Raw genomic sequence first — 19,544 nt, forward strand, 5'->3', positions numbered from 1 at the left:
TTTCACTAAAAAAAATCTATCCCAGCAAAAATAATTTTCCTAAGAATTTTAAGTTTTTTTGGGATTCAACACTCGATATTGATCAGATTCGCATTTTTTTTGGTTTTTTTTGCATTTTTTTGCATTTTTTTTAATTTTTTTTTTGAATTTATTGACACTTGACTATACACTTCGTTGTGGAGATTCTTACATTCAAAAACAAGTGGAGATTTATCATGGCCAAAGGCGGCGTAAAAAAGAAGACATCAGCTAAACCAGCTGCAAAAAGATCAGCACCTAAAAAGTCAGCACCTAAAAAAGTTGCTGCTAAATCAAGCTCAGCATTAGCTAAAGCAGTTGCTACTACAGCTAAAGCAGCAGAGAAAACTTCTGCGGCAACTAAAAAAGCAGAAGCAACTTTAAAGTCTTTAACTGCAAAAGTAGCTGCGGCTAATAAAACATTAGCAGCTAAGAAAGAAGCAGCTAAAAAGAAAAAGACTGTTGCGGCTAAAGCAGCTGTGAAAAAAGCATCTGCAGCTAAAGCAGCAGCAGCAGCTAAAGTAAAAGCTCAAAAGCTAGTAATCAAAGCAGCTAGTGCAGAAGCTAAAGCAGCAGGAGCACTTGCAGCGGCTCTAAAATCAGTAGAAGCTAAGTTAGCTTCTCAAGCTAAAAAAGACAGTGCGGCTGTAGCTCGCCTTGAAGCTAAACAAGCTAAAGCAATGGCTAAACTAGAAGCCAAATTAGTTGCTGCAGCTCAAAAGCCAAAAAAAGCAACTAAGCGTAAAAAGAAACCAGCAGTTAAAAAAGAAAAGTAATTTATCTTTACACTGCAAAAAGGAGCCCTAGGCTCCTTTTTTATTTCAACTTATTTACTACAATCGATATAGCATATTTTTATAACTATCTAATCACAACCAGCAACCACCCTAGCCAATAGTCGTTTGAATTCATTTTGTGCATCTTTGGAACCGTAGTTATTTTGTTGGAAGACCGTTTCCCCCAAAGCAAGACTTCTGACATAGATAGAGCGATCTTTAATTAAGTGAGCACCTTCTGAATAAAGCTTCATAGCCATAACTCTTTCATCATGTCTTCTAGTATCGACGGCATTAATACACTTTATTATTCGTTTATTTCGAACAAGTCGGTGAGAACGGTTAACCGCTTTTAAATCAAGAATACTAGCTCTCATTGGTAATATAATAGTTTCCGCTGAGGGTATATTATTTATATCAGGTGCATAATCATAAATTAGAAAATCAACATTAGGCATGACTAGTGGTTCATCAGGAACAACTGAAAAAGGTAAACGCTTCTCATTAAATACATCAATTGCTGACTTCTGAGGGTCGAGATCACAGACTAAAACTTTATGGCCAGAATAATAAACCGCTGCCGCAAAATTTAAAGCTAGTGTGGTTTTGCCTACTCCACCTTTAGGAGACCAAAAGGCAATCCGTCTCATGTTTGCTTCCTTTTATTATTTCAATAAAACAATTCTATAATCTCTTCCGCCTGAACTATAGGTATTCCTAAAGATACAATCGTCGGCCCAATTAAAGGATACTCTTCTCTTCTAAGGTAAAACTCTTCTTTATTTGAAAGCGATAAATAACAACCATTTGTTGAGTGATCGACTAATACAAACTTACCACGACTAAAGTTAATCTCGCAATGTTCTCTTGAAACTTGAGATCCTTCTACTAATAAATCACAACTTTGAGCATCACGACCAATAACAAACGGTGTTTGCGCCGCAGTTACAATGTGAATTTTAGAACAGTATTTTATCTGGATACTATGAGACTTTAGCACATTATCTATCATTTGAGCCGACATTAATTGTGTTTCACTCTCCTCAGACTCGTCTTCTTGCCAATATACTCTATAAATTGATGAGTTTTCTCTAGCACCTTTTATTTTAATTCGATCAAACTCCCTTATCATCCTTTGTGACTCTGCCTTTAATTGAGTATAGACACTTTCAGCTAATAATATTTGTCCACCTTTTGCTAGCGTTGTTAAATGCGCTGCATCATTAACGGCTTCCCCAAAAATATCTCTGTCTTCAATGAGTATTTCTCCATACCCAATACCAATACTCAACTTTAGTTCTGACTGACTTAATAAACTATTATTTTGCTGCATAACAACAGCTGAAAGCAAAGCCTTATCGCTTTCATTAAAGCTTGCCATTATCTCATCACCAATTGTTTTTATTACCTTTCCTTTATTTTGTTCAACAATACTCATTAAAATATGGAGTAAAGAGTCAACCGTTTTTTTTGCTTCCAAATTGCCTTTGGTTTTATATAAAGCAGAACTACCGCTAATATCTGCGAATAAAATAGTTTTATACTTTTTTCGTTGAATCAATTTATCATTCCTTAAAATATGCACTACCCACAAGGATTAGCGACTTCCCCCCAAGAATTGATATTTATAATACGGTTATATATTTTTATACTAAATTAACCGACATTTTAACTTATACTAATATTTTTCCTTGCAACAAAGGTATTGGTCGGACGACCATCCTCTAAATACTCCACTTCATCTTTAATTATTTCAAAACCTTTAAAGACTTTTGCAAGTTCACCTTCAGCAAGCAAATACCGGGGATTTTTAGGCTTCCCAAAAAGCTCACACCCCTCCATAAAAGTTTGGTAAACCAAGAAACCACCAGGATTAATTTTTTGCTTAATTTGCTCTAATAAAGGACGATGCAAATAACGAACAACGACAATTAAATCAAACAGCCCTTTTATATTGTTTAATACTTTTTCCTCCAGCTCTAAATCTAACAAATATTGTTTAACTGAAACTTGATGAAGTTCAGCTAATTGCCCGATCTTATTAATTGCTTGAGGAAGATAATCAACGGCGCTAACATCCCAGCCATTCATCGCTAAAAATACGGCATCTCTGCCTGAGCCAGCCGCAATATCTAATGCTCGTTTACGCTGAACATTATAAGGAAAGTTCGAAATAAACCTTTCTAAAACCTTAGCAGGCCTCCACAAACGTTTTGATTGAAGCCCTGTTTCTAGAAAGTTCAGTCTAATCAACTCATTTTTAACTTCTTCACTCCAAACTAAAGTTTTATCAACTAAATAGTTTTTCTTCAATAAGTCTTCACACACTAGTTTTAATTGACTACATTTTCCAACCAATTTAAGCGGTATATTCTTAGAAGGTAGTTGAAATAATCGAGCAAACAATTCACTCTGCGGAAAATGGCTAGAATCAATTATATGTCCTGATTCATAATCGTCAGTAGCACGAAGATCGATGATAGGAAGATTATCAGAACCAATAAACTGTATAATTAATTGATCGATTTTCTTAAATCGTGCCATTGGTTATCACAAATATCACCGTTTTCATCTAATTTAGGATATCTTAAATGGTGTTTAATACAGAACTTTTTGACCTGCGGATGTAACCACTCAAAGCGTAATCGTTCAAATTTTTCGTGACTGATTTGCTGTCGATTATACATTCCTTTAGCTTCACGCTGTCTTTGAGCTTCATATAAAATAATAGCAGAAGCAACTGAAACATTTAATGACTGAACCATACCTAACATTGGAATTAAAATATGTTCATCGGCAAGTTCAGCAGCAGAATCACTCACTCCAAACTTCTCAGAACCAACTAATAATACTGTTGGCTGAGTATAATCTATCTCTCGAAAATCAACTGCTTTATCAGAAAAGTGTGCCGCTAAAACTTGCATACCGCTAGACTTAAGAGGCCCAATTCCTTGCTCCAAACTAGGATGTACATGTGTTTCAACCCAACGATTACTCCCCATTGCAGTACCGTGACATTCACGCAAAATTCCCTCAGGATAAACAGCATGAATATCACCAATACCAATTGCATCACAGGTACGCACAATTGCAGCTAGATTGTGGGGTTTATGGACTTCATCCATAAACACCGTTATATCATTTTGTCGGCGAGCAAGTAGTGATACTATTTTTTCATTTCTTGAGTTCATATGAAAAAGAACTACCCTTCTAGTTCAAGCACACAATCCATTTCAACTTGCGCCCCTTTGGGTAATTCTTTAACACCAATAGCAGCCCTGGCAGGATAGGGTGCATTAAAATACTCCGACATTACATCATTTACTATTGGAAAACAGCTTAAATCAGTTAAGAAAATATTAAGCTTGGCCACTTGACTAAAGTTACCTCCAGCAGCTTCAATCACAGCATTTAAGTTTTTAAAAACTTGGTGTATTTGATCTTTTACATCATTACTTACAAACTCCATTGTTTTAGGATCTAATGGAATTTGTCCTGATAAATAAACAGTAGTACCAACTTTAACAGCTTGTGAGTATGTTCCTATTGCTGCCGGAGCATTTTCTGTATTAATTACTTCGCGAGCCATAATAATTTTCCTATAGTAAAAATATAATATATTGAATAAAAACAATAACAGTATTAACGGTGACGTGACACTTTTATAACAAAGTCATATAAGCGTATTTTTCGGATAATATTAGCCAAATGTAACCTATTTTTAACATCAATCAAAAAGCTTAGTAAATTGGTTGCTCCATCTCTAGCATCGATTTCTATATTAGCAATGTTGACACCTTCATCAGCAATAAGACTAGTAACTTTAGCCAAAACGCCGTGTTGATTCAGCACACCAACCCTGAGTTCAACTCTAAATTCACCTTCAACATCTTTTTCCCATTGAACAGGAACATATTTATCTAATTGATCCCGGTGATTAGCAACATTATTACAGTCTTGTCGATGTAAAATAAAACCGCCACTTGTACTAATTGTACCAACTATTGGATCGCCAGGAATAGGATGACAGCACTTGGCATACTCAATCATCATTCCTTCAGTCCCTTTAATCGCTAAAGGTTTATTATGATCGTAATTTTTCTTCACACCAGTATCAACTTCAGGATCGAGTCGATGCGCAATAATTACACTAGCGGTTTGTCCTAACCCTATTTCTGCCAGTATTTCATCAAAGTTTTCATGATGCGTTTCTTTTTTTACTCTATTCAAGATTTTTTCATCAATACTCTTGAGGCTGACTCCGCCAAGCGCTTTTTCTAGTAAACGTTTCCCAAGATTAATCGCATCATCTCGTCTCAAATTTTTAATGAAATGACGAATATTGGTTCTCGCTTTACTGGTTGTCACAAAACTAAGCCACCCAGGATTAGGTTTAGCACCAGGAGCTGTAATAATTTCTACAGTTTGCCCGTTACTTAACTCACTCGAAAGTGCAGAAATTTTTCCATCAACCTTACTAGCGATGCAACTGTTACCAACATCAGTATGAATTGCATAGGCAAAATCAACAGGCGTAGCTCCCTTAGGCAATTCAATGATATTACCATTGGGAGTAAATATATAAACTTCATCTGGAAACAAATCAACTTTAACACTTTCGATAAACTCTAATGAGTCACGTGTATTTTTTTGCAATTCAAGTAAATTTCGCATCCACTCTCGAGCCCTTATTTCAGCTCGATTAATATCATTTCCACTTTTATATAACCAATGTGCAGCAACACCATTTTCAGCCATTTGGTCCATTGTTGTAGTACGAATTTGTACTTCAATATGTAACCCATGAGGGCCTTTTAAAGTGGTATGCAACGATTGGTAACCATTCGTTTTTGGAATAGCGATGTAATCTTTAAAACGCCCAGGAACAGGACGGTAGAGGTTATGTAACTGCCCAAGAATTCTATAACAGTTATCTTCTGCATCAGTGGTAACTCGAAAGCCGTAAACATCCATAATGTCATCAAATACCTGAGCTTTCTTACCAACTTTATCCAGCATTTTTTGATAAATGCTAAATGGAGATTTTTCTCTGCCAGTTACCTCTGCATCAATATATTCTGCATCTAATCGACTCTGGATATTATTACAAATACTAGTAATAATCTCTTTTCTATTACCACGCGCTTTTTTTACAGAATCACGGATGACTCTACAACGCATTGGATATTTAGCAGCAAAACCTAATTCTTCTAACTCAGAACGAATTGCATACATTCCTAATCGGTTTGCTATTGGCGCATAAATTTCAATGGTTTCTTTAGCAATTCTTCTTTGCTTATCAGGTCTTAATGAACCTAGAGTTCTCATATTATGCAAACGATCAGCTAGCTTGATAAGAACAACTCTAAGATCTTCGACCATAGCCATCATCATTTTGCGGAAGTTTTCTGCTTGTGCTTCTTCTCTTGAGCGGAATTTAATTTGAGTTAGTTTGCTAACACCCTCAACTAACCCCGCCACCCGTTCACCAAATTTTTCAACTAATTCTTCTCTTTCTACTTCACAATCTTCAATCACATCATGCATCAATGCGGCCATAATAGTTTGATGATCAAGGTGTAGAGTCGCAAGAATTTTAGCTACAGCTACTGGGTGGGTAATATAAGGATCGCCAGAAGATCTAAGCTGGCCACTATGAGCATCACGAGCAAAAATATAAGCTTGCTCAACTTCTTTTACTTGTGAGGCATCTAAGTAACTTTGTAACTGTTCTTTAAGTCCGCTAAAAAGATACACCAAACACCCCTAAAGACTATGTGATTAGTCTTCAATCACATCGCTAATCTCGTCAGCAGGCGACATTCCGAGACGATCAACATTATCAGTATTAACAAGGTTTTCTTCAATTTCACGCAGTGCAACTACAGTGGGCTTATCGTTATCCCAATCAACCATAGGTTCTTTACCACCTGTCGCTAACTGGCGGGCTCTTTTTGAAGCGACCATAATTAAGTCAAATCGATTGCCGATAGTATCAACTGCATCTTCTACAGTAACTCGTGCCATTGGTTACTCCTAAACGGTTCAAATAACTAAAAATATACTCAGCATTCAGCTCAAACTTGCTACCGGATGCCAAAAGGGCGCATAGTTTACCCTAAAACTGACATTAGTCCAAAAGATTGCTCAACAAATGAGCGTGAATTTTCTTCTGAGTCACTATTTTTTGTCTTTCGGCAATAATTATCGCTTTCAATTCTTCCACAGCAACAGAAAAATTATCATTTATCACCAGATAATCATACTCATCAAAATGTGACATCTCATTTTTGGCTGCGCACATTCTGTTATCAATCACATCAGCCTCGTCTTGTCCTCGACCTTCAAGACGAAGTCTTAAAGCTTCCTTTGAAGGAGGTAAGATGAAAATCGAACGGCTTTCGGGCAGTTGTTCTCTAATCTGACGCGCCCCTTGCCAATCAATTTCTAAAATTACATCATTACCTAAAGCTAGCTGCCTATCAATAGAGGCTTTACTCGTGCCATAATAATTACCAAATACTTCAGCATGTTCAAAAAATGCCTGCTCAGTAATTAGCTGCTGAAATTCACTCAAAGAAACAAAATAATAATCGACACCTTCCTCTTCACCACTCCGCTTATCACGAGTAGTATGAGATATAGAAGTTTCTACATTATCTAATTGATATATTAGCTGCTTAAGCAAGCTCGTTTTACCAGCCCCCGAAGGAGCAGAAACAACAAAAAGAGTGCCTGAAGCAGTATTTATTTCACTCATAGATTTGCTTTTCCCCAATATCCATTAAATATAACATTGACTAAATATAAACCAACAATAAGTTGCTGCCAATTGATAATAATAGCTCTTTAATTCTTACAGCTAAATTACTCAATATTTTGAATCTGTTCTCGCATTTGCTCAATCAGCACTTTGAGTTCAACAGAAGCAGCTGTAGTTTTAGCATTAATTGATTTAGAACCAAGTGTATTCGCTTCGCGGTTAAGCTCTTGCATTAAAAAGTCGAGTCGCCGCCCAACCGCCCCACCTTTTTTAATTAAGCGTGAAACCTCTTTAATATGGGTATCTAGTCTATCTAGCTCTTCATCAACATCAACTTTTTGCGCTAGCATAACCATTTCTTGCTCTAATCTCTGCTCTTCTAATTCTAGTTTAGCTTCTTCAAATCTCGTTAATATTTTCTCTTGCTGCCATTTGACAATAGCGGGCATTTCTTGGCGAACAAAAGCGACTTGCTCACTCATTGACTCTAAGCGTAGCTCAATAATATCTGTTAAACTTTGACCTTCTCTTTCTCTCATTTGAATCAGCTGCTCAATAGCTTGTTCAAAGCCTAAAAATAACTCTTGTTCCATTTGCTCCGAATCAAGTTCTGCCGATTTGATAATACCAGGCCAACTCAGTAATTGAGTTAACTCTGGCGGCTGTTCTATATCCGATAACTTTTCTAATTCAGAATAAGATTTTAATAGCGACTTTGCCATTTCCTGATCGATAGCTAAATTCCCACTATCTGCACCTGAAGTATCGAGCTTTAAACTGCAATCTAACTTTCCTCGCTGCAGTTTTTTTCTTAGCTTCTCTCGTAGTTTAAACTCTAAAAAACGGAATGTTTCAGGTAAACGAAAATTAGTTTCCAAGAAACGACTATTAACCGAACGAATCTCCCACACACCAGTCCCCCAAGTTTTTTCTATTGATTGGCGTGCAAATGCGGTCATACTTCTAATCATATATAAAGCCTACTTTTTCGTTAAATATATTAACAGTAGTTAAATTGTAACCTGCTCACAGATTAATTTCGATAAATCATATTAAATCTCACAATATTTAGTTAAAATTCCCTAAACCTCTTATCACCATTTAATTTTAGAGAGCAACTGTTTATGCGTCCAAGTGGAAGAACAAGCAACCAACTTCGCCCTATCCAAATTACTCGTAACTTCACTAATCATGCAGAAGGCTCGGTTTTAATCGAAGTTGGAGAAACCAGAGTTTTATGTACAGCCTCTGTAGAGACAGGCGTCCCGAGGTTTTTAAAAGGTAAAAATCAAGGATGGTTAACGGCCGAATACGGAATGCTTCCAAGAGCAACCCATACTCGCAATGGCCGAGAAGCGGCAAGGGGTAAACAAAGCGGTAGAACCCAAGAAATTCAACGCTTGATTGGTCGTTCATTAAGAGCCGCTGTAGACTTAGAACTACTTGGTGAACACACCATTACGATTGACTGTGATGTACTACAAGCTGATGGAGGAACAAGAACGGCCTCCATTACTGGTGCATGCGTTGCTTTAGCTGAAGCCATTAATAGTATGCTCCGTCAAAAGCAAATAAAAACAAACCCACTCAAACATATGATTGCTGCTATTTCAGTAGGAATTTATCAAGGAACACCGGTATTAGATTTGGATTATGCAGAAGATTCAAAAGCTGAAACGGATATGAATATTGTTATGAATGAAGATAAGGGTATTATTGAATTACAAGGAACTGCCGAAGGTGCAACCTTTAATCAATCAGAATTATCTGAAATGATGCAACTTGCCCAACAAGGTATTAGCGAAATTATTGAGATTCAAAAATCAGCTCTCAGTTAAGCTTTGACGTGCAAGCATTAAACGAAATAGCAAATCAAATCTGATAGGCTTGGTAATATACTCATCAAAACCAGCAACCAAGCCTTTCTCTATATCCTCAGTTAATGCATTGGCACTAATAGCAAAAACATGATCAAACTGTTGAGAAAAATCTCGTTTTATTCGACTTAATACGCTAAAACCATCGTAATCAGGTAGAGTAATATCTAGAAAAACAAAATCAAATGTTTCATTCGCTAGTCGCTCAATACCTGTTTGACCACTCGATTCGTGCACGTATTTGATTTGAGAAAAGCGCTCCATCGCTTTTTGCATAACATGCGCATTCGTATAATTGTCTTCAATATACAAGATGCTGCATTTTTTTAGTTCTGAAGATAATAAAGCGATATTATCCTCAGAAATATCGGCCTCTTCTACCATTAACTTTTCACTTAAAGGCAAAAAGACTTTAAAGCATGAGCCGACTTCTAACTCACTTTCCACTTGAATACTACCTCCCATTAATTCAACCAACTGCTTAGTAACGGTCAAACCAATACCATAACCTTCTATTGTTGATTGCTCATTTGAGAGTCGATTAAATGGGGCAAATAGCTCATTAATTTGATGGGTATTAATACCATGCCCTGTATCTGCGACATCAATACAACAAGAGCTTTCATCGTATTGATAAAGAGAAACCATCACCCTTCCATTTTTGCGATTATATTTAATGCCATTGCTGATAAGATTAATCAAAATTTGCTTTAAACGTAACTCATCAGCAAAAACTTTCTTTGAGAGCTCATTGTGAACAGTAATTTCAATTCCATTCACCTCTGCAAGACCTTCTAATAAAGGCAAAGATTGATTCAACGTTGAGCAGACATCAAGCTCTTCAATATTTAAGCTTAGCTGCCCTGACTCAATTTTTGATAAATCAAGAATATCGTTAATTAGCAACATTAAGTACTGAGAAGCAAAATATATTTCCTTTGCCATTACTCTGGCATCACCGACAATTGAATCATCGGTATTAAGCAATTGACTAAAGCCAGAGATTGCGTTGAGTGGCGTTCTTAATTCGTGACTCATTGAAGATAAAAAGTCAGATTTAGCTTCATTTGCTTTCTCTGCACGTGCTCGTTTTATCTGGTGAAACTTTTCAGACTTAAAAGCAAGTGTCAACCTTCTTTCTGCTGACTCATGGGCTCTCATTAATGTAACCATCTCTGAAGGTACTAACGGTGAAATTTCTATTGGCTTAATGTTTTCACCAGCCACATTAAAGTTAACTGTACGCTTTAACAACCAACTAATAGGTCCATTAATTTGATTTGAAATAAAAGCGGCAAGAGAAGCAATAATAATAACGATAACCAGCAGTGCAAGCAATAACTCACGATACCTAATTCGTGAATATTGATTAAAATCATTAACCGAATAATAACTTAAAACTTTCCATTGGTTCGGCAACATTGCCTCAGCAGAAATAGCAGGCTCCAATAAAAAAGCATTATGATTAAAATCAATGTTATCTGCCAAATGACTATCGTCTAGCTCAACTTTATCTAACAGTTTTTTACTACTGCCTGGAGGCGCATAAACAATCACACCATTTGCATCAACAATAAAAGTTTGCCTAGGAAATAACAAAGGGCTTTTTTGTTCTAAAACTTTCCCCAACAACTTTAAATCTAATGCTCCTTGAAGTATCCCTAAAACCTCATTATTTAGAGGTGAAAATATTGGGGCACTAATCGTTACTGTTGCTTCAGCTCCCAACCTTGGATCTCTTATTATATTTGAAACAAATACCTGACCATTTACTGCCGCTTTAAAATAATCACCATTATCAATTTTTTTTTGTGTCGAAATGACAGGGTAAGGGCTATAAGCCGTTAACTGACCATCCAAATTGGCAATTAAAGCCGTTAAAAACGCAGGGTTTTTACGATGAAACTCTACTAAATGTTTTGATAGAGCTAGCTTTTTATCCGAATGTAAACTTAAAATTTCAGACTGTTTTTGAACCGCAAGCTGGTTCTCTTTCAAATAAAGAGTAACCTTTTGAGCAATCATTTGACTTGCATTAGTCAAATCACTTTTAATTTGAATAACTCTATCTTGCTGTGTTTTTTTGGCATCATAAATAGAAAATGAAGCTAAAGGGATAGTCATTGATACCATCAAAATCGTAAAAATCTGAGTCCTCATGGTATAACTTCGATTAAACTCTAACTTCAACCATTTTGGAACCGAAAAAAACCACAATAAAGCAGAGGCACTTAACGTGTAAAGGCAACTATTCATCAGGTAAGTACCAACAAGGTCTAATGCGAGTTCAGGATCACTATCCATAAAGATAGAAAAAAGTACAAATACGACACCAAAAATAAGCCAATACACAACAACAGCCAATAGCTCATTCCAGTCCTTACGATATAGCCAACCAACAACAAAAGCTTCAGGCACAAAAATAAACAGCCCGTACCAATTTCCCCAGCTATAAACCAGTGCCAATGTTGCGACAAATGCTGTCAATGCTCCAGCAAGAGGCCCTATACTCAAAGCAACCAATAAGCTAAATGCAGGGCCTAGAATAAGTGTTAAGTCACCAAAAAGCTTTACCGGTATTAAATTTAAGGCGAAACCAGTTACAGCGCATAACACAACAAAAATGAGCGCTCTAATATTTCCTATCGCCTTTAAGGCTGTTCGGTATGTTTGATAAAACAATGACAAAGCAATACTGGTTATTGAGTGATTGACAAAGGAGAAAAAGCCTGGCAAGTTGGCATTAATTCAATTCGGTTGACATTAACATGTGGCGGCTGATTAGCACTCCAAAAAATACTTTCAGCAATATCTTCTGCAGTAAGTGCCTGTACATTTTCATAAACTTTATCAGCTTTTTCTTTATTGCCATGAAAACGAACTAAGGAAAATTCTGTCTCAGCTAAACCCGGTTCAATGTTAGTGACTCTAACTCCTGTTCCAGCTAAATCTGCACGCAAATTTAAACTAAACTGTGAAACAAATGCTTTTGTTCCTCCATAGGCATTACCACCAGGATAAGCATAGGTACCAGCAATAGAACCTAAGTTAATAATATGTCCATTTTTAGCTTCAACCATACTGGGTAAAATTGCTCGAGTCATATAGATTAATCCTTTAATATTGGTGTCCACCATCGTTTCCCAGTCATCATAAGAGGCCTTATCAGCAGACTCTAAACCAAGTGCCAGACCAGCATTATTAACTAACAAGTTTACATGCAAAGCCTTTTCCTTAAGCCTTTTTACTAAAGAATCAATATGAGTTTGACAACAAACATCAAAAACCATTATTTCACATTGCTCTTCCCCAATAGTTTGCAGGAGTTCTTGTAGTCTTTCCTCTCTTCGTGCAAGAGCAATGACATACCAACCTTGCTGAGCAAATTTAATGGCTGTCGCTTTACCAAAACCTGAGCTTGCACCAGTTACCACAACTACTTTACGCTTTTGTTCACTCATCACTTCTACTCCTTCAATTAATTATTTCCTATGACAGCCTATGGTATCGTTATTTTTTTCTGTAAACTATTTATCATCAAACAATTTTCACTTAGGCTAAACTATGGCAACTTACGCCATTGGTGATATTCAAGGATGTTACCAAACTTTCCAAAAGCTTCTCAATACAATTAGCTTTAACCCAACCAAAGATACACTTTGGCTAGCGGGCGATCTCATCAACCGAGGCCCGCAATCTTTACAGACTTTAGAGTTCATCTATCAACACAAAAATAGTATACGCTGCGTGCTAGGCAATCATGACTTACATTTTTTAGCGGTTGAATCCCAAAAACATAAGGCCAATAAAAAAGATACTTTTGACGAACTACTCAACTCACCGCTTTGCCACCTTTTAGCCCAATGGCTAATACAACAACCGTTATTTCATTGGGATCAATCCCTTAATTGCGCGATGGTTCACGCAGGAGTCCCTCATAACTGGACAATCCAACAGACTTTAACTTATTCACAAGAAGTTTCAAACTACTTACAGTCATCTAATCATGGTAAATTTTTCACACAAATGTACGGTAACACCCCAAACCATTGGGATTCAAAACTACAAGGATTAGACAGACTAAGATATATTACCAATGCCCTCACTCGAATGAGATACTGCCATCAAGACGGCTCATTAGAGCTCACTTGTAAAAAGCCTTTAGGTCAACAACCTTCAGAACTAGTGCCATGGTTTGAATATACTAGAAGCACCCCCTTAGACTGTGACTTAGTTTTCGGACACTGGGCTTCTCTAGAGGGTAACTGTTCGACCGATAGATATCATGCACTGGATACAGGATGTGTGTGGGGAGGAAAGTTGACAGCCTTAAGGCTAGAAGACAAAGCACTATTTCATTGTAACGCTGTAGAATAGTGCTTTCCTCCACTTAGGGCACAAGTAAAATAATGAAACTCATTTCACAACTTTAAACGGTTGAAATTTTGCGTAAGTCAAACTTCTCCACAACCACTCTAATGGGCCAAAATAAAAGCGGTCAAGCCACCATTTTGACCATATAACTTGTACACATAAAACAAGCAAGGCAACACCAAGCAATTCAGCTCTCTCTAACTTTGAAAACAATCCGAAACCATAAAAGATACCAGTACAAATCACTGATTGTGAAATATAATTGCTAAATGCCATTCTACCAACAGCTTCCAACCGATGCTTAACATTTTCAATCCGACAACTTAAATAGAGCCAATGAAATAAACCAATATATCCTAAAGCGACTAATAAGCTTCCCAAGTAATTATAGTGTCCTAACACCATCTGAGCTTGAACCGCATCTGTAAAACCACTTTCGACCAACTGTTTTGCACCATAAGCAGCTAGAATAAGACCAGGAATTAGAGTAATTAAGGTCAACCTTTTATAAAAAGTAATACTTTTTAAACCATTCAGTACGCCAAGTTTATACAAGCCCATCCCAATTAACATACAACCAGCCAGTCTAAATCCAAAAAAGACCATTTGTGAAAGCAAAACGAGTGCAGTATCAATTCTCTGAGAAAGCTGCTGCCCCCAACTTCCACGATATGCTTCGATTATTAAGCGAATCGACTCTTGCGAAGGAGCGAAGGTTTCCTGTAATTTATCAATTTCTTCTGGAGGCATAAAAAGCGCTCCCAAAAACATGATCAACGAAATAAATAAAACCAAACACATTCCAGTCCACAAAAGCGCTTTAGGTGACTTCTTCCACAGCAAAAAAACCCAAAACCCCCAAAAAGCATAGGACACTAAAATATCACCAAACCAAATGAGAAACGCATGAATTAAGCCAAACATTAACAAAAGCCCGGTACGCCGATAATGTATTTTTGCCGAAGAGAGACCTTTATCTGCTGCTCTTTGGGCCATTACAACGATACCAGCGCCAAACAACATTGAAAATATTGTATAGAATTTTTGTTCAAAGAAAATATGCGTAATGTACCAAGCAACTTGGTTAATACCAGAAAAATCACCATTAATGGTTGGATTAAAATAAGAAGCAAAAACATTCCCAAAAGCTTGAATGTTCATTACCAAAATACCTAAAACAGCAATTCCCCGAATAAAATCCAACGTTTGGAAACGCTCGCTACCACTAACAGAGCTAATCTCCGCTGCTGTGACCTTATTTATATTCTTTTCATCATCCATTTGTTTTCACTTTTTTATTTTAGACATTGTGAGATTATGACAACAACGAGCTAGAAACAAGCCCAACATCAAAATTCAATTATGTGATATATATAAGGTTTAACGAACAAATAACCTCAATTAACAGCGACTTTACCCTTCTTCAACTGGATTGACCACAAGAATAGGTTTATCAAAATCGAGCGATAAATGTTTAAAAGAATATTGAAGCTCAACACTACGACTGGTTAGTGCGCATAGATCGGGCTTTACTTGTACTACCGCAATGCTATTTTGCTCGGGATTAGCCACACGAACTTCATAGCTATTAAACAGTGTACAACCTTTACTGACAGCAGTAATAAAAATAATGCCATCATCTAAATGGTAGCGGATTAAAGGGGTTAAATTATTTGTGTCTCGCAAATGTGGATCTGCATTGATATTTGAAAAAAACTGACATCCCAGAAGCGGAAAAGCCAAACTCAGTATCACCGCTAGTTTTACATACTTCATGTTAAGTTCCTATAAATTCCAATAGCAGAACTTTCCCATAATTACTAGCGAATTCCTAGCAAAATTAAGCTAAATAATAAAAAATTTTAAAGAATTCCCCTTGAGTGCTTAATAAACAGCCTAATATGATTTTTTAATTCGATAAAAACACCAATTATGAATACTCGCTGCAGCAGGAGAAAAATGATAACCGCCTACTGAAACAGGTGGTTTAAGGCCGAAAATGAAAGCCCCTTCTCGGGGCGACTTACTTTACGGAAAACAAACCAGAACATTAGTTTTTATCTCTTCTCGCATTTCTTCTTTGCTGCCTTTTTTCTTGCCTTCTTTGTTTCATTTGCTCTAGCTTTTCTTTTTGCTCATTAGTCAATAGAGTCAGCATTTCCTTCTTTTCCCTAGCATGTAAAATCATATTGTCGGTTTTTAGTTCTGCCATTTGAGCACTAAACTCTCTCACAGCCGGCTCATCAATAACTTCAGCTTTAAGCAAGCGCTTTATCTTCTTTTTGAGCGTCTTCATTGAACTTCTATTAGCAATAATTTGTTTTTTATTACGCTCTTTAATGGCTTTAAATGACTCTCGTTGCTCTTGAGTTAAATCTAGCTTTTCCATTAGTTTTCTATATTTTCGATGTTTTTTACCTGAATGATGGTGCTTTTCTGCAATGTTCTCAGCACTGTCATTTGGGTGATATTCAGATCCCGCTAATAAATTGCCAGTAAACGAAATACTGGATAGTACACAAACTAATAACACTTTTTTTAACATAGCTAATTCCTCTCTATTTGATTAAACATAACTGAAACATGCCAACATAAACAATCCAGTAATAAGCTTACTGTGTGTAATGCAAAGTAGAGTCAGTGAATTGTAAAAATTGTGTAAAGAACGATTAGCTTTTCTTACTGATATTTATAGGTATGTTAAACTTGAAAACTAATAGTTTAGGAAATATAGCCGTGCCACAATATGATTAACATACTGATTGCTGATGATGACATCGAACTGTGCCAACTGTTAAATGATTATCTTTCTCAGGAGGGGTTCAAGGTTGATTGTGCTAATAATGGCGATGCAGCAATAGAAAAAATATCTATCAATCATTATGATCTATTAATTCTTGATGTCATGATGCCAATAAAAAATGGCTTCGAAACCTTAACTGAAATTCGCAAAAGCTCCCTACTTCCCATTATTATGTTAACTGCCAGAGGTGACAAAGTAGATAGAATTGTTGGACTAGAAATGGGAGCAGATGACTATTTAGCCAAACCCTGTGACCCGCGAGAGTTAGTAGCTAGAATCAGAGCTGTTACACGCAGAACACAAACTAATCAAAAGATAGCCCCGCTGCAACGCTATGAAATGAATATCAACCATGTCTCTTTAGATAATAACAATAGACAAGTCACACTTAATGGCCAACCAGTTGAGCTAACATCTACAGAATTTGATCTACTCAAAGTGTTAATGGAAAATGCAGGAAAATTAGTCACCCGAGATACGATAAGCCAAGTCTGTTTAGGTAAAAAATTACAACCATTTGATCGTAGTATTGATATGCATTTAAGCAATGTACGCAAAAAATTGGGTGACTTTGAAAAAGATAAGCCTCGAATTAAAACCGTTAGAGGCAGCGGCTATCAATACCTCGTTTGGTCAAATTAATGAAAAAAATGAACTTTGGCAAACCTCAATTAAAACTAAACCTATTTTGGAAAATATTTGCATGGTTTTGGCTAACCATGGTTATATTAATTACCACTTATCTATTTACAGGCTATATAAATAGTGGAAAAACATACTTTCGACCACTTCCACATCCGGTTAATCACGAACTAAAAAAAATAACAAAACGCATTAATTTTCTTATCAGTACCCCTTCAAAGCGTAGTCGTCTGTTAAAAAAAAGATTAAGAGATACTTATTTACTCAGTAAAGAAGGGAGTGATTATTTTGGTAAAGATACACCTGAACTATTAATTAACCTACACGACAGGGTTAAACGTCAAAGCCAGCCTTTATCAGTATTTCAAAATAAAATAGCATTTTTTGGCGGTACTTTAATAAACGTAAAGGGTGAAAGTTACTGGGTTTACTCAAAACAAAAGCAACCCTCTTATTACCGTTATTTAATCAAAAACTTTTTTAAAGATACGGCCAAAATTTTATTTTTTTCAACCTTTATCATCAGCTTTCCTGTTAGTTTTTTGCTCAGCTGGATAGTCACTCGTCCTATTCGTCGATTACAACAAGCAACTCGAGAAATGAAAAGTGACTTATCTAATCGTGATAACTTATATCAACTCTTTAAGCGAAGCGACGAGTTTGGCGAACTAGCCAGAGATTTTAATAAACTCGCTAACCACCTTGAGAGCACGCTCAGTTCACAAAAACAGTTATTAAGCGATGTATCACATGAGCTACGTTCCCCGTTAGCACGTTTAAAGATAGCATTAGGCATGATGGATAATCCGTCTTCAGAAGTTCGCCAAACGAATTTAAAAAGAATTCAACTTGAATCCGATAGAATGAATGAGATGCTAGATAACTTATTGACATTATCTAAATTGGAAGCACAAGAAATCGGGGTATCCAAAGAAGAGTTCAATCTTTGTCAATTAGTTGAGTCAGTAGTTGATGATGCACGTTTTGAAGCAGAGCAATCCGATATAGAAATTCAATTGATGTTGCCATCCAGTTGCCTATTTTCAGGCTTAAGAGAGTCTTTAATAAGTGGCATTGAAAATATACTACGTAATGCAATTAAATATGCAGGCCCAAGCACTTGTATTAAAGTGCAATTAGTTCAATCAGCACAAGAAGTGATATTAACCATTGAAGATAATGGTCCCGGTGTTTCGCCTCCCCAGCTTAATAAACTCTTCGATGCGTTTTATCGGCCAGACTTTGACAGAGCAAGAAACAAAGGTGGTGTGGGCCTTGGTTTATCCATAGCTAAACGTGCGTTTGCCATTAATGGAGGAAGTATTTCAGCAGAGAATATTCAACCTCATGGTTTAAAAATAACTATTACGTTTAAGCCGTAATAAAACATTCTAAATAACTCAAACGGACTTTCTTACTTTTCTGCATCAATTTTTATTTTGCAATTTAATTGAGAGGCAAAGAAGAACCTAATTTTTATATCTACGATTTAAAATAACAACACGTCAAGTCGTGCCTTAAACATAATAAACCGTTGAAGTCATTACTTTTGACATAACCCCCATTATTTTTTTAACTGGTACAGGCAAGTCTGCACCACCGGCAGCTAGTGCAGTGGTTGCGTGTTGTAATTCATCCTCTCGCATTTGCGTCAGTATAGCTCTACTTTCCCAATCAGCTTCTGGCAGCTTCTGTAAGTGGTTATCCAAATGACGAACTACCTGATGTTCTGTTTCAGCCACAAACCCCAAACTCCATTGATCTCCAACCGCTCCAGCAATAGCACCAATAGCAAAAGAGCCAATATACCAAGCAGGGTTAAAAAAGCTGGGAGAACTATCTAACTGCTTCAATCTGTCTGCACACCAATTTAAGTGGTCATTCTCTTCTGCTGCTGCTTGTGCCATTTTATCTCTCACTTCAGGTAAACGAGCCGTCATTGCTTGCCCTTGATATAAAGCCTGGGCACAAACTTCACCACAATGATTAATTCGCATTAATCCAGCGGCATTTTTTTGTTCTTCAAGCGTTAGCGGTATAGTCTCTTGTATAGATGACTTCAAAGTAGCACTTTCGGTAGGATTGGCGCGTTCAGTAACCTGATAACCACCAAAAAGTGTTTTTAAGGCGTTATCAGCAATCATTATAACTTTATCAACTGGGGAAATTTGGCGCATAACCTAGACACTCACTTAAATACGGCTAAAATAACTGAAACACATATTTGATGTACACTTTTAAGTCATCAATTTTAAGTGATATCAATGACGAAAGCCAACCTGATACAAAGA

General features: G+C 36.6%; 20 protein-coding genes. 5 read left to right on the top strand and 15 right to left on the bottom strand.

The genetic code is table 11. The annotated features are described in order from the left end of the window. The first annotated feature begins 215 nt into the window (after positions 1-215). A complete protein-coding gene (locus ACT5E3_RS23375) occupies positions 216-794 on the top strand; it encodes a hypothetical protein (protein ID WP_444995976.1) in 579 nt (192 codons plus the stop codon). A gap of 89 nt (positions 795-883) precedes the next feature. On the opposite strand, the gene ACT5E3_RS23380 is transcribed toward ACT5E3_RS23375, so the two are convergent. The 9 genes from ACT5E3_RS23380 to ACT5E3_RS23420 all read right to left on the bottom strand — a co-directional run bounded on the left by ACT5E3_RS23380 (position 884) and on the right by ACT5E3_RS23420 (position 8,528). Continuing rightward, on the bottom strand, positions 884-1,444 hold the full coding sequence (locus ACT5E3_RS23380) for an AAA family ATPase (protein WP_444995977.1): 561 nt from the start codon (positions 1,442-1,444) through the stop codon (positions 884-886). 20 nt (positions 1,445-1,464) lie between these two features. Then, complete coding sequence (locus ACT5E3_RS23385; protein WP_444995978.1) at positions 1,465-2,355, bottom strand: adenylate/guanylate cyclase domain-containing protein; 891 nt, start codon at positions 2,353-2,355, stop codon at positions 1,465-1,467. Positions 2,356-2,462: 107 nt separating this feature from the next. Then, a complete protein-coding gene (locus tag ACT5E3_RS23390) occupies positions 2,463-3,338 on the bottom strand; it encodes a methyltransferase domain-containing protein (RefSeq protein ID WP_444995979.1) in 876 nt (291 codons plus the stop codon). Continuing rightward, positions 3,308-3,985: a tRNA (guanosine(18)-2'-O)-methyltransferase TrmH gene (trmH, locus tag ACT5E3_RS23395; RefSeq protein ID WP_444995980.1), complete on the bottom strand. Its 678-nt coding sequence runs from the start codon at positions 3,983-3,985 to the stop codon at positions 3,308-3,310. The genes ACT5E3_RS23390 and trmH overlap by 31 nt, the downstream gene beginning before the upstream one ends. A gap of 11 nt (positions 3,986-3,996) precedes the next feature. Then, a complete protein-coding gene (locus ACT5E3_RS23400; protein WP_444995981.1) occupies positions 3,997-4,383 on the bottom strand; it encodes a RidA family protein in 387 nt (128 codons plus the stop codon). A 53-nt stretch (positions 4,384-4,436) separates the two neighbouring features. Continuing rightward, positions 4,437-6,551, bottom strand: coding sequence for a bifunctional GTP diphosphokinase/guanosine-3',5'-bis pyrophosphate 3'-pyrophosphohydrolase (spoT, locus tag ACT5E3_RS23405; protein WP_444995982.1), 2,115 nt, complete (start codon positions 6,549-6,551; stop codon positions 4,437-4,439). Between the two features lie 24 nt (positions 6,552-6,575). Beyond that, positions 6,576-6,821, bottom strand: a complete 246-nt coding sequence (gene rpoZ / locus ACT5E3_RS23410) for a DNA-directed RNA polymerase subunit omega (RefSeq protein WP_444995983.1) — start codon at positions 6,819-6,821, stop codon at positions 6,576-6,578. A 103-nt stretch (positions 6,822-6,924) separates the two neighbouring features. After that, complete coding sequence (gmk, locus tag ACT5E3_RS23415) at positions 6,925-7,554, bottom strand: guanylate kinase (protein ID WP_444995984.1); 630 nt, start codon at positions 7,552-7,554, stop codon at positions 6,925-6,927. 107 nt (positions 7,555-7,661) lie between these two features. Continuing rightward, complete coding sequence (locus ACT5E3_RS23420; protein WP_444995985.1) at positions 7,662-8,528, bottom strand: YicC/YloC family endoribonuclease; 867 nt, start codon at positions 8,526-8,528, stop codon at positions 7,662-7,664. A gap of 153 nt (positions 8,529-8,681) precedes the next feature. On the opposite strand from ACT5E3_RS23420, the gene rph reads away from it, so the two are divergent. After that, positions 8,682-9,395: a ribonuclease PH gene (gene rph / locus ACT5E3_RS23425; RefSeq protein ID WP_444995986.1), complete on the top strand. Its 714-nt coding sequence runs from the start codon at positions 8,682-8,684 to the stop codon at positions 9,393-9,395. Here rph and ACT5E3_RS23430 read toward each other — a convergent pair. Continuing rightward, entirely contained in the window at positions 9,381-12,122 is a 2,742-nt protein-coding gene (locus ACT5E3_RS23430; protein WP_444995987.1) for an ATP-binding protein, read from the bottom strand. The genes rph and ACT5E3_RS23430 overlap by 15 nt on opposite strands. 11 nt (positions 12,123-12,133) lie before the next feature. Then, positions 12,134-12,895 (bottom strand): SDR family NAD(P)-dependent oxidoreductase, encoded by a 762-nt coding sequence (locus tag ACT5E3_RS23435; protein ID WP_444995988.1) that lies wholly within the window; start codon positions 12,893-12,895, stop codon positions 12,134-12,136. Between the two features lie 103 nt (positions 12,896-12,998). Here ACT5E3_RS23435 and ACT5E3_RS23440 point away from each other — a divergent pair, with 103 nt between their 5' ends. Continuing rightward, a complete protein-coding gene (locus ACT5E3_RS23440; protein WP_444995989.1) occupies positions 12,999-13,811 on the top strand; it encodes a symmetrical bis(5'-nucleosyl)-tetraphosphatase in 813 nt (270 codons plus the stop codon). Between the two features lie 39 nt (positions 13,812-13,850). On the opposite strand, the gene ACT5E3_RS23445 is transcribed toward ACT5E3_RS23440, so the two are convergent. The 3 genes from ACT5E3_RS23445 to ACT5E3_RS23455 all read right to left on the bottom strand — a co-directional run bounded on the left by ACT5E3_RS23445 (position 13,851) and on the right by ACT5E3_RS23455 (position 16,353). Continuing rightward, a complete protein-coding gene (locus ACT5E3_RS23445; RefSeq protein WP_444995990.1) occupies positions 13,851-15,089 on the bottom strand; it encodes a DUF418 domain-containing protein in 1,239 nt (412 codons plus the stop codon). A gap of 132 nt (positions 15,090-15,221) precedes the next feature. Next, positions 15,222-15,584 (bottom strand): hypothetical protein, encoded by a 363-nt coding sequence (locus ACT5E3_RS23450; RefSeq protein WP_444995991.1) that lies wholly within the window; start codon positions 15,582-15,584, stop codon positions 15,222-15,224. A gap of 274 nt (positions 15,585-15,858) precedes the next feature. Next, positions 15,859-16,353, bottom strand: a complete 495-nt coding sequence (locus ACT5E3_RS23455; RefSeq protein ID WP_444995992.1) for a Spy/CpxP family protein refolding chaperone — start codon at positions 16,351-16,353, stop codon at positions 15,859-15,861. Between the two features lie 201 nt (positions 16,354-16,554). On the opposite strand from ACT5E3_RS23455, the gene ACT5E3_RS23460 reads away from it, so the two are divergent. Both ACT5E3_RS23460 and ACT5E3_RS23465 read left to right on the top strand, forming a co-directional pair. Continuing rightward, positions 16,555-17,253 (top strand): response regulator, encoded by a 699-nt coding sequence (locus ACT5E3_RS23460; protein WP_444995993.1) that lies wholly within the window; start codon positions 16,555-16,557, stop codon positions 17,251-17,253. Beyond that, complete coding sequence (locus tag ACT5E3_RS23465) at positions 17,253-18,635, top strand: ATP-binding protein (protein WP_444995994.1); 1,383 nt, start codon at positions 17,253-17,255, stop codon at positions 18,633-18,635. Before ACT5E3_RS23460 ends, ACT5E3_RS23465 begins: the two co-directional genes overlap by 1 nt. A gap of 135 nt (positions 18,636-18,770) precedes the next feature. Here ACT5E3_RS23465 and coq7 read toward each other — a convergent pair whose 3' ends face one another. Further along, positions 18,771-19,430 (bottom strand): 2-polyprenyl-3-methyl-6-methoxy-1,4-benzoquinone monooxygenase, encoded by a 660-nt coding sequence (gene coq7, locus ACT5E3_RS23470; RefSeq protein ID WP_444995995.1) that lies wholly within the window; start codon positions 19,428-19,430, stop codon positions 18,771-18,773. Between the last annotated feature and the right edge of the window lie 114 nt (positions 19,431-19,544).

Source organism: Aliikangiella litoralis (genome assembly GCF_052495765.1).

Excerpts from the sequence above, each read along its gene's own strand:
- ACT5E3_RS23375 (WP_444995976.1), top strand. The coding sequence starts at position 216 with ATGGCCAAAGGCGGCGTAAAAAAGAAGACATCAGCTAAACCAGCTGCA.
- ACT5E3_RS23380 (WP_444995977.1), bottom strand. The coding sequence starts at position 1,444 with ATGAGACGGATTGCCTTTTGGTCTCCTAAAGGTGGAGTAGGCAAAACC.
- ACT5E3_RS23390 (WP_444995979.1), bottom strand. The coding sequence starts at position 3,338 with ATGGCACGATTTAAGAAAATCGATCAATTAATTATACAGTTTATTGGT.
- trmH (WP_444995980.1), bottom strand. The coding sequence starts at position 3,985 with ATGAACTCAAGAAATGAAAAAATAGTATCACTACTTGCTCGCCGACAA.
- ACT5E3_RS23400 (WP_444995981.1), bottom strand. The coding sequence starts at position 4,383 with ATGGCTCGCGAAGTAATTAATACAGAAAATGCTCCGGCAGCAATAGGA.
- rpoZ (WP_444995983.1), bottom strand. The coding sequence starts at position 6,821 with ATGGCACGAGTTACTGTAGAAGATGCAGTTGATACTATCGGCAATCGA.
- gmk (WP_444995984.1), bottom strand. The coding sequence starts at position 7,554 with ATGAGTGAAATAAATACTGCTTCAGGCACTCTTTTTGTTGTTTCTGCT.
- ACT5E3_RS23420 (WP_444995985.1), bottom strand. The coding sequence starts at position 8,528 with ATGATTAGAAGTATGACCGCATTTGCACGCCAATCAATAGAAAAAACT.
- rph (WP_444995986.1), top strand. The coding sequence starts at position 8,682 with ATGCGTCCAAGTGGAAGAACAAGCAACCAACTTCGCCCTATCCAAATT.
- ACT5E3_RS23435 (WP_444995988.1), bottom strand. The coding sequence starts at position 12,895 with ATGAGTGAACAAAAGCGTAAAGTAGTTGTGGTAACTGGTGCAAGCTCA.
- ACT5E3_RS23440 (WP_444995989.1), top strand. The coding sequence starts at position 12,999 with ATGGCAACTTACGCCATTGGTGATATTCAAGGATGTTACCAAACTTTC.
- ACT5E3_RS23445 (WP_444995990.1), bottom strand. The coding sequence starts at position 15,089 with ATGGATGATGAAAAGAATATAAATAAGGTCACAGCAGCGGAGATTAGC.
- ACT5E3_RS23450 (WP_444995991.1), bottom strand. The coding sequence starts at position 15,584 with ATGAAGTATGTAAAACTAGCGGTGATACTGAGTTTGGCTTTTCCGCTT.
- ACT5E3_RS23455 (WP_444995992.1), bottom strand. The coding sequence starts at position 16,353 with ATGTTAAAAAAAGTGTTATTAGTTTGTGTACTATCCAGTATTTCGTTT.
- ACT5E3_RS23460 (WP_444995993.1), top strand. The coding sequence starts at position 16,555 with ATGATTAACATACTGATTGCTGATGATGACATCGAACTGTGCCAACTG.
- ACT5E3_RS23465 (WP_444995994.1), top strand. The coding sequence starts at position 17,253 with ATGAAAAAAATGAACTTTGGCAAACCTCAATTAAAACTAAACCTATTT.
- coq7 (WP_444995995.1), bottom strand. The coding sequence starts at position 19,430 with ATGCGCCAAATTTCCCCAGTTGATAAAGTTATAATGATTGCTGATAAC.